Genomic DNA, 14738 nt, shown 5'->3' on the forward strand with positions numbered 1-14738 from the left:
TCTTAACTGTAATGATTAGGGCATCTTCTCATCAAACATTACCCGATCCAGGTCAGCTCATTTCGGGCCGAACCCTGCCATCGCTACTGGATGAAGCTTGCGATCGCAATCCTAATTCGCAGGCACTGAATCAGTGGCAAAAACGCCGCTGGCAAGTGCTTTCGACCGAAGATTTTCGACAGATGGCTGAAACGGTGGCTGTGGGATTGCTGGATTTGGGGCTAGAGAAAGGCGATCGCGTGGCGCTAGTGATGCACAGTGATGTGTCCTTCTGCACGGTGGATATGGGCTGTTTGCTAGCGGGGCTAGTGGACGTGCCCATTGACCTGACGCAGACGATTGAAAACATTATCTACGTGCTGCAACATGCAGCCGTGAAGGCGCTGGTCATTTCCAATTTAGACTTGCTGCATCAGCTCTTGCCCTATCTGGGGCAGGCGGCAACGGTGCAGTGGGTGATTGTGGCGGAAACGGGGGAGAACTGGCGGCAGGTGAAGCGGGGGCTGCTCCAGGATGTCTCTCCCGTTGTTGAACTGGTTGAGCAGGCTGGTTCAGCCGCCCAATCACCCGATTTCACTTCAGTTCAGGGGGTAAGCACTCTGGCTGATGACTCGGCTAAAGCGGTGTCCTTGCCGCCGCCGGAAAGCTGCCTCCGGATTCCCCATCCGCTGATTCCAGGCCAAGGGTGTGAGGAGATTGAGTCCCAATCTGGCACTGACTGCTGGTTGTGGTCGCTGCCGCAGTGTGTGCAGTTGATGTCGCTGGCTGAAGTTCAGCAGCGGGGGCAGGCTCGCGGGTCAGCGGCGCGAATTGCGGAGTTAAAATCTGCGATCGCACCGTCTGACCTAGCGAGCATTATCTATATCGCCAGTGAAACCAAGCGTCCGAAGGGGGTGATGCTAACTCACGAAAATATTTCGGCTAATGTATTAGCGGCGTTTTCCAGCTTCCCCGACTTAGGGCGAGGCGATGCAGAAACCACGCTGCTGTTCCTGCCGCTAACCCACATTTTTGCGCGGGTCTTCTTCTACGGTCACGTAACCTACGGTCACAGCATTTATCTGTCTGACCCCAACCATTTGGTGAAGCACCTGCGTACCGTCTCGCCCACGGTGATGATTACGGTGCCGCGACTGATCGAGAAAATTCATGAGCGGCTGATTGACCGGGGACAAAAGCTGAAGCGTTCCGATCGCGCCATTTTCAACTGGGCCTTGGGCTTGGCGCAGCGGTTCGATGTCAGTCAGCCGCAACGGGGTTTGTATAAACTTCAGCTCCAGCTTGCCGACCGCCTCGTCTACGGCAAATGGCGGGAAGCGTTTGGGGGCAAACTGCGATCGCTAATTTGTGGCGGCGCAGCCATCCAAGCCGATCTGGTGAACCAGTTCACGGCTGCTGGCATTCCTGTTCTACAGGGCTACGGCCTAACTGAAACCAGCGGCGTGCTGTTCTACAACCGCGCTACGCATAACCGAGCAGGCACCGTTGGCGCACCGATTGCTGGAGTTGAAACTGCGATCGCAGATGATGGCGAAGTTCTAATTCGCTCGCCGTTTGTCATGCAGGGCTACTACCAGGATGAGGTCGGTACCCAGTCGGTACTGACTGACGAGGGCTGGTTCCACACGGGCGATCTGGGTGAGCTTAATCAGGATGGATTCTTGACAATTACGGGCGTGAAGAAGCCCTTATTCAAACTCTCAACGGGTAAGTATGTCTCACCGCTGCCGCTGGAACAGGAACTCATCCAGTCGCCGCTAATCCACCATGCCGTCACCGTGGGAGCTAACCAAAAAATCTGCGGTATGCTGATCTTCCCAAACCTTGACGCGCTCAGGGCTGGAGCAGATGAATGGGGCATTGACTGCACGCAGGTTAATTGGCTCAACCATCCGCGTTTGCTGGCAATCTATCAAGCCCTGATTGATCAGGCCAATTGTCACCTGCCCTACTGGTCAACTGTGCGCCGCTTCACGCTTGTCGAGGCGGAGCTATCCGTTGAAAACGGTGGATTACAGGCAGACGGCACGATCACTCGATCTTGGGTGACAGAGCAGTTTGCCGCTGTGATTCAGTCGCTCTATACTCCCAATCCGCTAGTCACCGATGCAGGGGATGCCGATGATGACTATGTATCAGCTACACCTTTTGCGACGCCTGCTGTTGCCTGCCCAACCTACGCTAAATCGCTTCTGCATCATTAGCGTTTGCCCTCACCCCAACCCCTCTCCCTCAGGGAGAGGGGAGCCGGAATTAGTTTGTCTATTCGACCAAACCTGTAGGTTGAGTTGAGCAGAGCGAAACCCAACAATACCCATTTCGCAATCTTGAACCAACTCCAAACTGCGATCGCACCTTTTATCCATCCACGAGGTTAACTTCAAGACCAATACTAATCCTTCACCCTAGCCCTCTCCCAGAGAAGAAAACAAGAAAAGAATGGTTCGACTCCCCTCTCCTGTGGGAGAGGGGCCGGGGGTGAGGGTTCCACCATCTATTCAGCATTCACTGCACTTCAGAGGAAACCGCTATGTATAAACCATTTCGCACCGCTGCTGTTTTAGGCGCTGGCGTAATGGGCGCACAGATTGCAGCTCATCTCGCAAACGCGGGACTGACCGTTCATCTGCTCGATCTGGCGTCTCTCACAGGCGACAAAAACGATCTGGTTGAAACCGCCTTCAAGAAAGCGACAAAACTCTCTCCACCGATTTTTTATACCGCAAAAGCAGCGCAGCGGGTCATTCTCGGTAACTACGATGAACACTTCGACCGCCTAGCCAATGTGGACTGGGTGATTGAAGCCGTGGTCGAGAATCTTTCCGTGAAGCAGCAGTTGATGGAGCGGATTGAGCGCACCGTCGGCAAAGAAACCGTCATTTCAACCAATACCAGCGGGCTATCGGTAAATGCGATCGCAGAAGGACGATCTAAATCCTTCCGCCAGCACTTCCTGGGAACGCACTTCTTTAACCCACCACGCTACCTGAAGCTGCTGGAGCTAATTCCCACGGTTGACACCAGTCCCAGCGTTCTCGGTCGCATGGAGTGGTTTGGCCGCCTGCATCTGGGTAAGGGCATTGTGTTCGCCAAGGATACGCCCAATTTCATTGCCAACCGGATCGGCGTCTTTGTCTCCATGCTGGGTATTAAAGCCTTTACCGACCAGGGCTACACGATTGAAGAAATTGACGAGATGACCGGGACGCTGGTGGGCCGACCGAAATCCGGCACGTTCCGCACGGCTGACTTAGTAGGACTCGACACGCTGATGTACGTCGCTGATAACCTCTATCCGGCCATTCCCGACGATGAGCAGCGGGAAACGTTCAAAGTGCCCGACCTGCTCCGCAAGCTGGTGGAAACAGGCACGCTGGGAGCCAAGACGCGCCAGGGCTTCTACAAAAAGGTTGACGGCGAAATTAAGTCCGTTAATCCCAAAACCTTTGAGTACGAATCCGCAAAGCCTCTGAAGCTGGGCGATATCGACAGCATCAAGAAGGTTAGTGATCTGAAAGAACGGCTACGGAAGCTATATCGAGATCGCAACCGGGGCGGCAACTTCTTCCGCGAGATGATCCTGGCCACGCTGGCCTACAGCGCCAACCGGATTCCCGAAATTGCCGATAGTCCCGCCGATGTTGACCGAGCCATCCGCTGGGGCTTTGGCTGGGAGCTTGGCCCGTTTGAGGTCTGGGACGCGATTGGCTTCGAAACAGTGCTGGTGGATTTAATCAAGCACGGCTACACCATCCCCGACTGGGTGAAGACGCTGGAACAGGCGAAAGCGGTTGGTTTCTACGCAGACGATCGGGTGTATGTGCCCAGCCGCGATCGCTATTTAGACTTGCCGCATCCCGCTGATGAAATTCATCTGGATGTGATCAAGCAGAAGTCCGAAAACGTGCTCTGGCAAAACGCTGAAGCCGTGTTGCTCGATCTCGGCGATGGTGTCGTTCTGTATGAGTTTCGTTCCAAAGCGAACACCCTCAGCAGCAAGGTAATTGAAGGTCTAGAGGAGGTGATGAATTGGCTAGAGGAACATGATGCCAAAGGCATGGTGCTGGGTAATGAAGGCAACAACTTCTGTGTGGGCATCAACCTGGCGGAAGTCGGCAAGATGGCCCAGATGGAAAACCTCAATCCCTTCAACCGCAATCACAGCGGCATCGCCAAGCTGCTCGACAAGATGCAGCAGCTCGTGCAGCGGATGTATTACTTCCACAAGCCGATCGTAGCGGCGGTTCACGGTCGGGCGCTGGGTGGCGGTTGCGAGATTGCGATGGCCTGCCCTCATGTGGTGGCTGATCCGGAAACCTACATTGGTCTAGTTGAACTGGGCGTTGGACTGATCCCGGCAGGCGGTGGCCTAATGCGGCTGGCTCGCTGGGCAGCAAATCAGGCATTGACTGACGAAGCCAGCGATATTCTGCCCTACCTAAAGCATGTATTCACCACTGTCGGCATGGCCAAAGTCGCCAACAGCGCCTATGAAGCAATGGAGCTAGGCTTCTTGCCCGCCGATACTAAGGTGATTATGAACAGCGATCGCAGACTTTACGCTGCGAAACAGGAAGTGCTCTGCCTCCACAACCTGGGTTATCAAGCACCCGTCGTAGAGCCGATTCCGGTACTGGGCAAACCCGCACAGGCAATCCTGAAGCACATGGCCTATGTGATGCGCGAAGGCCACTACATTAGCGAGTTTGATCAATCCTTGGCTGAACGGCTGGCCTATGTCTTGACGGGTGGCGACTTGACTGCACCCGCTAAGGTTGATGATGCCTATCTGCTGGGCCTAGAGCGCGATAACTTCCTGCCGCTAATTGACGAACCCAAGACCAAAGAGCGCATTCTCCACATGCTCAAAACCAAGAAACCGCTGAGGAACTGATGAGGAACCGAACCATGAGAGATGCATACATTATCAGCAGTGTCCGCACAGCGGTTGGCAAAGCCCCTCGTGGCATGCTCCGCCATATGCAGCCCGATGATATGGGCGCAGTTGCCGTCAAAGGTGCTCTTGCTGCTGTGTCCGACACAGGCTTTGTCTCTGACCAAATTGACGACGTGATTATGGGCTGCGCCATGCCCGAAGCCGAGCAGGGCTTTAACCTAGGCCGATTAGTGAGCTTACGGGCTGGTTTACCGGATTCCGTGGCAGGCTGCACCGTCAACCGCCTCTGCTCCTCAGGCTTGCAAACGATTGCGATGGCAACCCAAGCCATCGCCTGGGGCCAGTCCGATGTGATCATCGCAGGCGGTACCGAGTCCATGAGCCTGATCCCAATGGGTGGACACCAGTTTTCTCCCAGTCCCGGCTTGCTAGCTGATGCCCCGGAAGCCTACATCACAATGGGTTTGACCGCCGAAAACGTGGCAACTAAGTTCAACGTTTCCCGCGCCGATCAGGATGCCTTTGCATTGCGATCGCACCAGCGGGCATTGGCCACCATCCAAGCGGGACGCTTCAAAGACGAGATTGTCCCAATCACTATCCGGGAAACGCAGCGGGTCAACGGCAAGCTGGAAACGATCGAAACCAGCTTTGATACCGACGAAGGGCCACGTGCTGATACTAACCTGGAAGCCTTGGCCAAGCTGAAGCCTGTCTTCCGGGCTGACGGCACGGTAACGGCAGGTAACTCTTCTCAAATGTCCGACGGAGCTGCCGCCACGCTCATCGTCAGCGAAGACGTAATGAAGCAGTACGACCTCAAACCGATGGCGCGCCTGATTGGCTTTGCCGTCTCCGGCGTGGCTCCAGAAATCATGGGCATTGGCCCCGTAGCTGCTATTCCTAAAGTCCTGAAGCAAGTCGATCTCAGCCTCAGTGATATCGGCCTAATCGAACTGAATGAAGCCTTTGCCGCACAGTCCCTCGCCGTCATTCGTGAACTGGGTCTCAATGAAGAGATTCTGAACGTGAACGGAGGTGCGATCGCACTTGGCCATCCCCTCGGCTGCTCTGGTGCCAAGCTCACGGCTACGCTGCTACACGAGATGAAGCGACGCGGCACCCGCTACGGCATGGTCACGATGTGCGTCGGCGGCGGCATCGGCGCGGCTGGCATATTTGAAAACTTGATGATTTAACTGCCCTCACCCTAGCCCTCTCCCACAGGAGAGGGAACAAGAATTAGCAACCTCTCCGAACCTATCCAGTAGCCCTAGCTCGGCTCCCCTCTCCCACGGGGAGAGGGGTTGGGGGTGAGGGCAACCCCGCAGATAACCTGTAGGTACAACCATGTTCGCCTTACTCATTACCCTCCTCATCACCATCAGCGCGCTCACCAGCATCCTGCTCATCCCCTGGCTGCGCCGTAACCTGATCACCCGCTGGCTGGTCAAAGCTATCACCGCTATGCGCCTGCTGCCCAAGATTTCAGACACCGAGCGGGCAGCCATTGAAGCCGGAAATGCTTGGGTCGAGCAGGAATTTTTTACAGGTAGACCTGACTTCGACCGATTGCGATCGCAGTCTTACCCGACCGTCCCACCTGACGTGCAGGCATTCCTCGACAACCAGGTGGAAAAGGTTTGTCAGATGGCAACCGACTGGGAAATCTACCAGCGCAAAGACCTGCCGCCGGAGGTCTGGGACTACCTGAGACAAGAGCGCTTCTTTGGCATGATGATTCCCCAGGAGTATGGTGGACTGGGCTTTTCCAACCTGGCCTACAGCGCCGTGATGGTAAAGCTAGCCTCCCGCTCGTTTACCCACGTGGCCACCGTCGGCGTCACCAACTCCCTTGGTCCCGCTAAGCTGCTGCTGCGCTACGGCACCGAGGAACAGAAGCGCCATTACTTACCGAGACTGGCCAGTGGCGAAGATATCCCCTGCTTTGCGCTGACTGAGCCGAATGCGGGCTCGGATGCCGCCAGTCTCACCTCCCACGGTGAAGTCTTCAAAGGCGATGACGGCCAGCTCTATATGCGGCTGAACTGGAAGAAGCGCTATATTACACTGGGTGCGATCGCAACTCTCCTGGGCCTTGCCTTTCGACTGCGTGATCCCGAAAACCTGCTGGGCAAGGGAACGGATATCGGCATTACCTGCGCCTTAATTCCCACCCACACCCCAGGCGTGATCATCAATCAGCGTCACGACCCGATGGGTGTACCGTTCTACAATTCACCCACTGAAGGCCACGATGTGGTGCTACCAATTGACCACATTATCGGTGGCGTGGAGCAAGCAGGCGAAGGCTGGAAGATGCTGATGCAGTCCCTCGCTGCCGGACGCGGGATTAGCTTCCCGGCCAGCGGTACAGGCGTTGCCAAGTTGGTTGCCAGAGTCACAGGTGCTCACAGCGTCATCCGGCAACAGTTCGGCCTCTCCATCGGTCGCTTTGGTGGCGTCGAGGAACCCCTGGCCCGGATTGCTGGCCTCACCTATATGATTGATGCCACCCGTCTCTATACCTGCGGTGCCGTTGATCAGGGCGAACAACCCGCCGTCGTATCTGCGATCGCAAAATATAACTCAACAGAACTTGCGCGGCAGGTGGTCATCGATGGAATGGACGTGATGGGCGGTTCCGGCATCTGTCGGGGGCCACGTAACCTGCTGGCTAACATCTACACGGCGATGCCAATTGCGATCACGGTGGAAGGGGCGAATATCCTCACCCGCACGCTGATGATCTTTGGTCAGGGTGCCATCCGCTGCCATCCCTATGTGTATCAAGAAATTCAAGCACTCAGCAGTAACGACATCGCAGCGTTCGATAAAGCCTTCTGGGCACATCTCGGCTCATTCTTCAGCAACGGCTTCCGGGCCAAGTTCTTAACCCTAACCCACGCCCGCTTTGCCAAATCTCCAGTCTCCGGTGAAACGGCGATTTACTACCGCAAGCTGGCCTGGTTATCGGCGCTATTTGCCTTCCTGACTGACCTGACGCTATTTAGCTACGGCGGCAATCTGAAGCGCGAAGAAAAACTCACGGGTCGCTTTGCCGATGTGCTGTCCTGGATGTACTTAGCAACCGCCACCCTACGCCGCTTTGAGGCCGAAGGCTCGCACAAATCAGACTTGCCGCTGGTTCACTGGAGTCTCCAGTATGCTTTTGCTCAAATTCAAGATGCCATTGAAGGTATTCTTGATAATCTGCATGTTCCCGCTCTAACTCCGCTACTGCGCGGTATTGCCTTGCCCTGGTTGCGTCTGAATCCAATTGGCAAACCTCCCAGTGATGAGCTAGGACATCAGGTTGCTCAGCTACTTCAACGGCAATCGGACAGCCGCGATCGCATTACCTCCGGCATCCACGTCCCCACCGATCCAACTCAAGCTCTGGGCCGCATCGAACAGGCATTTGCCGCCGCCCACGAAGCGGATCAAATCCTCCAAAGGATCAAAGCCGCCAGTCGCACTGGCCAGTTACCCAAAGGTCGTCCCGATCAACTGCTGGATCTGGCTCTTGATAAAGAGTTGATCAGCGAAGCAGAGGCGGAACTGGTACGCGAAGCTGAGCAACTGCGGAACGAGGCCATCCAAGTAGACGCCTTTAGTTTCGAGGAGTATCAACGAGGCGGGTATGTCGTGAATGGCAAGGTAAAAGTATCACAGCCCAATCTCACCCAGACCGTTAAACCCTAAATTCTCCAACCTGCGATTCTCTTCGAGACAGCAAAGCTGAACGCACTTCTTACCGTCTAGTAGCAGTACTTGATGGGAGAAGTGCGATCGCGCTAATTAAGTGAATCTTCTGAATTGTTTGACTGTGATCAACGATAATTCAAAAGCTGAAGTTCATACCAACGAAATAACCCAATCCTAAACTCAAACCGACAGCAGTATACAGTAGTAATCCTAGTTGAAACCTATTTAAAACACTTGATAGTTCAAGCATAGTTCCACTTAAAACTGTCCATAAACAAATAACTGTAAGCCACCCTACAAAGAAGTTAAATCCAACGAAACTTGCTGCAAGTGTTGAAAATAAGGTTAGCCCACTACCGATCCAAAACAAACTTGTCCTCAACCGACTCAACCAAGTTACTTGGTCTTGAAGTGGCAAAACAAGACAGCCAATTAAGATCGCAATTCCAATTACCTCTACAACTCCAAACCATGAAGGGGCCAGCCAGTAGCCTGATACTGTTCCACAAAGCAGGACGAACAGCAAATTCCGAATGCTGAAATTCATAATAATTGTCTCAATCCTTATTTTGAGAATGTTGGTGATCAAATGTTCTTTTCAGGAATCTTGTACCAATCAAGATTGACGAAGCTATGGCAAAGATCTCAATAAGATGGGTAAGAACCATTGTTGAATCTCTTGGGGTCCATTCCCCGCCGCTCTGCGGCGTAAGATCTAAGAATGAGTGAGTACATCCACAAGAGTCATAACGTAACAGTTTTGCTATACCACTTAGTGTTTCCAGCAAAGTATCGACGGGTTGTGTTTGATGAGCAAGTAGATGCGGTTCTGCGAGAGGTCTGCCTCGAAATCGAGAAACGCTACGAGGTGAAGTTTGTCGAAATTGGAGTGGACAAAGACCATGTCCATTTTCTAGTGCAGTCCGTGCCGACCTATAGTGTGACCAAACTGGTAACGATGCTGAAAAGTTTAACTGCACGAGAAGTCTTCAAACGATGCCCTCAAGTGAAGCAGAAACTTTGGGGAGGCGAGTTTTGGAGTGATGGATATTTTGCGAGTACAGTAGGCCGCCACGGGGATGAAGGAATGATCGCCAAATATGTTCAAGCCCAAGGCAAAGATTACCTCAAATTGCATCGGGATAATCAACTTGCTCTTTTTTGATTCTGATACCCCGTCCGCTTGCGGCGGGGTATTTCATTTGCACGAATCATATACAAAATCGCTATGAGCTTGCAAAAATGCCCCTACACGGCACGTCAATTCATCATTCATACATAATCGCCTTGATCGATTACCTATAGCATTCCCACCAAACAGCTAAAGCAGTCAGCATGAACTTAGATCGCTGTTCCAAGGCATTGCCTTCATTGAGAAGGAGAGTAGTTATTTAATCAATGTCGTTTTCTCAACAGAGAAAAAGCGAATGCGCGATCGTAGCCATCAGAAAACGCGATCTACCAGCAAATCAAAAAACTTCTTCTGCTAAAAGCTGGCCTTGAACGCGCTCGTATTCATCCTCAAGCAACCATTCTCTTGCGGCTTCATAGTCTGAGTGGGCAATCACCAATTTGTAGTTGGCACCAGGATTAAAGATGCGACAAGATCCATCCTGATCGCCAACCAGCATCAAGATTTTGGGCGGAAAGAGAACTGGATCAACCCAGAGTTCCAAGAACTTCCATGTTTTAGCTTGTTCGGCGAGGGCCAGTTCGTGGGATAGCATGATATTCACCTGTGGCTTTTATAATTTTGATCTCACCGTAAAAAAGAGGTGTTCGGCTACCATCTATTCTAATGATGTAACCGATCGCTTCGGGGAAGTAGAGCCCATATCGCTCATAATCGTCGTCTTCGTCATCTACTCCCGTCTGCTCCCCCATCTCGATGATGGCTCTTGTTACTCGTTCTAAAGTTTCAACATCATTAAACACATGTGCTCTGCCTTCTTTTCGCAACAGCCGTTGAACTTGAGAAGTACCAGATAAATGGCGGTAAATGAGACTGAGGCGAGGATCTGGAATGATGTCTCGATTAATTCCGCTCATGAATTACGTGATGTACATGACGTTCGAACTGTTACTTTATTCGAGGTCGCTAACATGCTGCTAATAAAACAGCGTGAATAAAAAATGGTTCTTCCGGGTTTAAGGTGAATTTCGTATACTAGGCGACAACCAGTAGACTGTTGCTGCAATGGACTTCCACCTAGATAAGCTCTTAAATTTACCAAACTTGACTGTAGAGGAATGGCACTGACATAAGCTGTATCAAGCTAGCAACCTGGCTTTCAAGACGGAGCGAGGTTCCTGCATTCTTGGGAACGGTTTGGGACGGCGCTTTACAACTCGGGGTTCTGAACGGTTGGGTCGAAACGGAATCACCAACTCTCGCACCACGTTTAACAAGGCCTGGTAGCCTCGCCGTCGTTCGGATGGAGCTAGATGCAGCAACTCAGGCCGGAAGTGATTGAACTGTTGCCGAGCACCTTGTAGAGAGACTCGCAACACCCCGACCTCGCCGTCGGCTGTCGCCTCCCACATCAGGGTGCGAAGCAGATTGTAGGCCAACAGATGCACCCAAATACTTTTGCTCACCATGATGGGTGTTTTGGCAGCAATCATCTCCATGGCTAAGGTGGTTTTGAGATGCCGGAGATTAACTTCGGCGGCCTGCCAGCGGAGCTGATAGAGTTCGGCAAGTTTAGCTTTGGGATAGCGGTTGGGATCGAGTAGCGTCGTTACCACCACAAAGTTGGTCGGGCGAAACCCAGGAACCTGAATGAAGAGATACACTTCCCGCACCTCAATGGATGCCGCCAGAGCCTCGAACTCCTGCGGCTTGAGGGCTTGAGGGCATTGCTTCGGGCGCTGCCAGCGGACGATGTGATCGCCAATGCCCAGTTTTTTGCCCCGTCTGAAATCGCAGCGGCGCTGATGATGCTTGCGAAAGACAGCATCGGCTCCCATCCGGGCGACCCAGGCCAAATCTACATAGGTGCCATAGGCTGAATCGGCCACCACCACATCCTCGGGGCGCAGTTTCTGATAGAGTTGGCGGGCTAGACGCCATTCACTCACCCGCAACGGAGCCATCGCCACGGCCATAACCGCTCCCGTGGTGACACAAAACCACACTTGGAGTTTGAGAATCGGAAAGCCGCAGCCCTCTTTCTGATTGCTGTGTTGAGGATACTCGGCTTGGTTGGCCTGCGTGTCACTCATCAAGACCGTCGTCGCATCAAAGGCTTTAACCGGACGGCCACACCAGCGTTGCTCTGGGGAGACTTGGCGCTGCAACGCCCTCACCACCCGCTCGAACAGGGGCGGAAATATCGACTCGGGAAGGCGTTTTCGTGCTTTACTATAGCCCCCGGTATCGGCTGAGGGCACCTCCAATCCCGACACGCTCATCCAGGTCACCACTCGCTTGACTGCATGGCTGAGACTGCTGTCGGCATCCAGCACTTGGGAGAGCCAACTCCACAGGACGACCATGGGAGTGTAGAGGACTTGTCGATATCGGATTCCCTGCTCGCTCAGCACAGTTTCAATCTCTGCTTCCGGCAGCATCTCAGCAAAGGGTAGACCGATGCTGCTCTGATAGTTGGCCTTGAGAACGTCCGCACGATTCGGCATCATAGAGGCAAGGTTATGGGCTTCAACGGTTTGATTCTGACAAATCAGGCGCTTGAAGCCTTTTTTGCTCTCTTATGTCAGTGCCATTCGACTGTAGAGAGTTGCGTTCAAGAAGGCAGAGAAGCCTTTCTAAAGCTACGTTGTTTGAATGAATTTGCCGCGTGTCCTCACTGCCAAGCTAGCAGCGATGAACTCAATCAAAATCGCTCCGTTTTGATACGTGATTTACCCATTTCGGGTCAAGCGGTTTACTTGCGGGTTCCGCGTCGCCAATTTTACTGTCGGGCATGCCAAAGATATTTTACCGAACGATTAGACTGTGTTGATTGGCAACGGCGTTATACACAACGCTATGAAACCATGATTTATGACCGAGTAAACGCCATGAGCATTGAACAAGTGAGTCGAGAAGAAGAATTAAGTTGGGACCAAGTACAGGGAATTTTTCAGCATAAGTTTACCCAAGAGAAAAAAAGACTGGGGAGCCGTAAAGCGAGTCAGCATTGATGAGATTAGTAAGCGAAAAGGGCATCGAGATTTTGCTACTGTTGTTTGCGATATTGATCGCAGGAAGTTGCTCGAAGTCATTGACAGTCATCAGCAGGACACGATCATTGACGTGCTTCAGCAGCAACCGATTGAGGTACGAGAACAAGTCACAGAAGTAAGCGTCGATATGTGGGGTGGGTTTCCCAAAGTTGTCCAGGCTGTCTTTCCAAATGCGATATTAGTTTTTGACCGTTTTCACGTCATACAATTGGTCAATCAAGAATTGAATAAAATTCGCAGACAGACCCGAATGACAGTAAAAGGTAGTCAGTTTCTTTTGCTTAAGAACAATGAAGATTTAAGCGGTGAAGAGCACGTTAAGCTAGCGCACATTTTGAAGCATTCAAGCCGATTGAGAAAAGCCTACCAACTCAAGGAAGATTTAAGGACTATTTTTGAAACAAACCATACTCCTGAAGAAGGCAAACGGAACATTTTAATTTGGCTCAAGAAGGCCAGGGCAGTCTATGGTGGAATGGCACTGACATAAGAGAGCAAAAAAGGCTTCAAGCGCCTGATTTGTCAGAATCAAACCGTTGAAGCCCATAACCTTGCCTCTATGATGCCGAATCGTGCGGACGTTCTCAAGGCCAACTATCAGAGCAGCATCGGTCTACCCTTTGCTGAGATGCTGCCGGAAGCAGAGATTGAAACTGTGCTGAGCGAGCAGGGAATCCGATATCGACAAGTCCTCTACACTCCCATGGTCGTCCTGTGGAGTTGGCTCTCCCAAGTGCTGGATGCCGACAGCAGTCTCAGCCATGCAGTCAAGCGAGTGGTGACCTGGATGAGCGTGTCGGGATTGGAGGTGCCCTCAGCCGATACCGGGGGCTATAGTAAAGCACGAAAACGCCTTCCCGAGTCGATATTTCCGCCCCTGTTCGAGCGGGTGGTGAGGGCGTTGCAGCGCCAAGTCTCCCCAGAGCAACGCTGGTGTGGCCGTCCGGTTAAAGCCTTTGATGCGACGACGGTCTTGATGAGTGACACGCAGGCCAACCAAGCCGAGTATCCTCAACACAGCAATCAGAAAGAGGGCTGCGGCTTTCCGATTCTCAAACTCCAAGTGTGGTTTTGTGTCACCACGGGAGCGGTTATGGCCGTGGCGATGGCTCCGTTGCGGGTGAGTGAATGGCGTCTAGCCCGCCAACTCTATCAGAAACTGCGCCCCGAGGATGTGGTGGTGGCCGATTCAGCCTATGGCACCTATGTAGATTTGGCCTGGGTCGCCCGGATGGGAGCCGATGCTGTCTTTCGCAAGCATCATCAGCGCCGCTGCGATTTCAGACGGGGCAAAAAACTGGGCATTGGCGATCACATCGTCCGCTGGCAGCGCCCGAAGCAATGCCCTCAAGCCCTCAAGCCGCAGGAGTTCGAGGCTCTGGCGGCATCCATTGAGGTGCGGGAAGTGTATCTCTTCATTCAGGTTCCTGGGTTTCGCCCGACCAACTTTGTGGTGGTAACGACGCTACTCGATCCCAACCGCTATCCCAAAGCTAAACTTGCCGAACTCTATCAGCTCCGCTGGCAGGCCGCCGAAGTTAATCTCCGGCATCTCAAAACCACCTTAGCCATGGAGATGATTGCTGCCAAAACACCCACCATGGTGAGCAAAAGTATTTGGGTGCATCTGTTGGCCTACAATCTGCTTCGCACCCTGATGTGGGAGGCGACAGCCGACGGCGAGGTCGGGGTGTTGCGAGTCTCTCTACAAGGTGCTCGGCAACAGTTCAATCACTTCCGGCCTGAGTTGCTGCATCTAGCTCCATCCGAACGACGGCGAGGCTACCAGGCCTTGTTAAACGTGGTGCGAGAGTTGGTGATTCCGTTTCGACCCAACCGTTCAGAACCCCGAGTTGTAAAGCGCCGTCCCAAACCGTTCCCAAGAATGCAGGAACCTCGCTCCGTCTTGAAAGCCAGGTTGCTAGCTTGATACAGCTTATGTCAG

Annotated in this window: 12 protein-coding genes; 8 read left to right on the top strand and 4 right to left on the bottom strand. The window is 53.0% G+C overall.

The window, feature by feature from the left end; all coding sequences use genetic code 11:
- Window positions 1-11: 11 nt before the first annotated feature.
- The 4 genes from AC286M_RS18570 (at window position 12) to AC286M_RS18585 (ending at window position 8602) form a co-directional block, all read left to right on the top strand.
- Window positions 12-2204, top strand: a complete 2193-nt coding sequence (locus AC286M_RS18570) for an AMP-dependent synthetase/ligase (RefSeq protein ID WP_488205803.1) — start codon at window positions 12-14, stop codon at window positions 2202-2204.
- 326 nt (window positions 2205-2530) lie between these two features.
- The gene (locus tag AC286M_RS18575) at window positions 2531-4894 is read left to right on the top strand and encodes a 3-hydroxyacyl-CoA dehydrogenase/enoyl-CoA hydratase family protein (protein WP_488205804.1); all 2364 of its coding nucleotides are present in this window, start codon (window positions 2531-2533) and stop codon (window positions 4892-4894) included.
- Window positions 4895-4908: 14 nt separating this feature from the next.
- Window positions 4909-6096 (top strand): thiolase family protein, encoded by a 1188-nt coding sequence (locus AC286M_RS18580; protein ID WP_488205805.1) that lies wholly within the window; start codon window positions 4909-4911, stop codon window positions 6094-6096.
- A 151-nt stretch (window positions 6097-6247) separates the two neighbouring features.
- Complete coding sequence (locus AC286M_RS18585) at window positions 6248-8602, top strand: acyl-CoA dehydrogenase (RefSeq protein WP_488205806.1); 2355 nt, start codon at window positions 6248-6250, stop codon at window positions 8600-8602.
- 139 nt (window positions 8603-8741) lie between these two features.
- Here AC286M_RS18585 and AC286M_RS18590 read toward each other — a convergent pair whose 3' ends face one another.
- Complete coding sequence (locus tag AC286M_RS18590; protein ID WP_488205807.1) at window positions 8742-9152, bottom strand: hypothetical protein; 411 nt, start codon at window positions 9150-9152, stop codon at window positions 8742-8744.
- A 174-nt stretch (window positions 9153-9326) separates the two neighbouring features.
- On the opposite strand from AC286M_RS18590, the gene tnpA reads away from it, so the two are divergent.
- Entirely contained in the window at window positions 9327-9770 is a 444-nt protein-coding gene (gene tnpA, locus AC286M_RS18595) for an IS200/IS605 family transposase (RefSeq protein ID WP_488202591.1), read from the top strand.
- A gap of 304 nt (window positions 9771-10074) precedes the next feature.
- Here tnpA and AC286M_RS18600 read toward each other — a convergent pair whose 3' ends face one another.
- From AC286M_RS18600 to AC286M_RS18610, 3 genes are all read right to left on the bottom strand, one after another.
- Window positions 10075-10332 carry a hypothetical protein gene (locus tag AC286M_RS18600; protein WP_488205808.1) on the bottom strand — a complete coding sequence of 86 codons (258 nt, stop codon included), beginning with the start codon at window positions 10330-10332 and terminating at the stop codon, window positions 10075-10077.
- Window positions 10295-10654, bottom strand: coding sequence for a DUF6972 family protein (locus AC286M_RS18605; RefSeq protein WP_488205809.1), 360 nt, complete (start codon window positions 10652-10654; stop codon window positions 10295-10297). The genes AC286M_RS18600 and AC286M_RS18605 overlap by 38 nt, the downstream gene beginning before the upstream one ends.
- Window positions 10655-10876: 222 nt before the next feature.
- Complete coding sequence (locus AC286M_RS18610; RefSeq protein ID WP_488205810.1) at window positions 10877-12247, bottom strand: IS4 family transposase; 1371 nt, start codon at window positions 12245-12247, stop codon at window positions 10877-10879.
- Window positions 12248-12259: 12 nt separating this feature from the next.
- On the opposite strand from AC286M_RS18610, the gene AC286M_RS18615 reads away from it, so the two are divergent.
- The 3 genes from AC286M_RS18615 to AC286M_RS18625 all read left to right on the top strand — a co-directional run bounded on the left by AC286M_RS18615 (window position 12260) and on the right by AC286M_RS18625 (window position 14723).
- A complete protein-coding gene (locus tag AC286M_RS18615; RefSeq protein ID WP_488205811.1) occupies window positions 12260-12751 on the top strand; it encodes a transposase family protein in 492 nt (163 codons plus the stop codon).
- Between the two features lie 4 nt (window positions 12752-12755).
- Entirely contained in the window at window positions 12756-13283 is a 528-nt protein-coding gene (locus AC286M_RS18620) for a transposase (protein WP_488208851.1), read from the top strand.
- Between the two features lie 69 nt (window positions 13284-13352).
- Window positions 13353-14723: an IS4 family transposase gene (locus tag AC286M_RS18625; RefSeq protein ID WP_488202900.1), complete on the top strand. Its 1371-nt coding sequence runs from the start codon at window positions 13353-13355 to the stop codon at window positions 14721-14723.
- The last annotated feature ends 15 nt before the right edge of the window (window positions 14724-14738 follow it).

This window comes from Thainema salinarum CENA647, from assembly GCF_057732415.1.